The sequence below is a fragment of the Bradyrhizobium sp. ISRA442 genome, assembly GCF_038085055.1.
In the GTDB taxonomy this organism is placed as follows: domain Bacteria; phylum Pseudomonadota; class Alphaproteobacteria; order Rhizobiales; family Xanthobacteraceae; genus Bradyrhizobium.
On record NZ_JALGCN010000058.1, the window covers coordinates 1 to 1,576 of the forward strand.

Below are 1,576 nucleotides of genomic sequence, written 5' to 3' on the forward strand. Positions count from 1 at the left end.
GGAACTTACAAACCGTTTCCCCGAAGGATTGCTGCCAAAGATCCGTTGGGTGGCACTTCCGCTGTGGATCGCTATTGCACCCGAACCATTCGCTTGCCGCGATTTTCGCCCGCCAGCAGCCCGACCAAAGCTGCTGGAAGGCTCTCAAGGCCATCGCAAACATCTTCGATGACCTTGATGCGTCCCGCCATAACCCACGCCTTCAGGTCTGCCAAAGCGAGATTTCGTTCGGCATTGAAATCGCTCATGATGAAGCCCTTCACCATAAGGCGCTTGACCACGATCTGGGACGGATTGACACGGGGGCGTGCGTCGGAAAGGTCACCATCATAGCTTGATACCGCTCCGCAGCATACGATGCGGCCGTGCAATTTCATTTGCGATGCGCAGACCTCAAAAGTCGTGCCGCCCACATTGTCAAAGTATATGTCGATGCCTGCTGGTGAGGCAGCTTTCAAAGCCTTAGTCAGGTCACCCTCTTTGTAGTTAACGGCATCATCGAACCCGAGCTCACGTACGAGCCAACCGCACTTCTCGGCCGAACCGGCAATCCCAATTACGCGACAACCCTTTATTTTTGCGATCTGACCGACGAAAGTCCCGACCGAACCGGCAGCGGCTGACACGACGACGGTCTCGCCTTCTCTCGGCTGTCCGATTGAAAGCAAGCCGTGATAGGCTGTACGGCCGGCAATGCCGTAGGCGCTCAACAAGTGCGTGAGGGGGTCCACCCGTTCGACTTTGGTCACGTTGCTGGCTGGTACAGCGATGTAGTCTTGCCAGCCTGTAGTCGTGAAGACGAGGTCTCCCGGAGCGAAGCCGGTAGCCTTACTGTCAACAACTTCGGCGATACCGTAGCCGTCCATCACGTTTCCTGCCTCCACGGCTGCACGATAGGTCTCGCGATGCATCCAGGCTCGATTGGCAGCATCAAGAGAAACTAGGCGCACATTGAGCAGAAGCTCTCCTTCGTTTGGTATTGGGATTGGGGCCTCACGCATTTTGAAATCGTGGACCGAAAGCTTCCCCTTGGGTACCACGGAGAGAATAATCTGCCGATTGATGGTGCGGTTCATAACCCCTCCCTTGGGTATTCCAAGTTCGAAGGCTAGTGGAAAGGCAGGTCCGGTACAACGACCTGAAGGATGATGTAGGTCGCCTATTGGCCCTTCGCGACCTATTGCATCGCCGCACGACCTCGGTCGCGAACGGGGGAATATCGGAAATCGCCCGGCCTCCGTCTATCGGAGAGGTCGACGCTCGTGACCCCAACCGGACTTCGCCTCCAGCATCGATATAATTTGAGCAGAGTTCGTTAGCAGAGCGAAAGGATGCTTACCTACATCGTAAGCAAAGCGTGCAGCATCAGCGGAGAAATCCCGTGACAGAGCTAGAGCAAGAGGCTGAGAAATTGACGGAGCTGTTGAAAGGAAAAACGGTCCGAGTTGTTTGGCGTCATCGCGCGGACGAGATAGCAATCGAGTTTGACGATGACGATAGAACCCGTTTGTTCGTCAACCGCGATCCTGCTGGACTAGACATTTCCGTTACTTGAAAGCGTAGCCTTGTCCGCTTG

General features: G+C 55.3%; 2 protein-coding genes. One reads left to right on the forward strand and one right to left on the reverse strand.

All coding sequences use genetic code 11. The features are described 5' to 3' along the window. Nucleotides 1–71: 71 nt before the first annotated feature. The gene (locus MTR72_RS40160; RefSeq protein ID WP_341512343.1) at nt 72–1,076 is read right to left on the reverse strand and encodes an NADP-dependent oxidoreductase; all 1,005 of its coding nucleotides are present in this window, start codon (nt 1,074–1,076) and stop codon (nt 72–74) included. A gap of 305 nt (nt 1,077–1,381) precedes the next feature. On the opposite strand from MTR72_RS40160, the gene MTR72_RS40165 reads away from it, so the two are divergent. Further along, nucleotides 1,382–1,555, forward strand: coding sequence for a hypothetical protein (locus tag MTR72_RS40165; RefSeq protein WP_280964600.1), 174 nt, complete (start codon nt 1,382–1,384; stop codon nt 1,553–1,555). Nucleotides 1,556–1,576 lie beyond the last annotated feature (21 nt).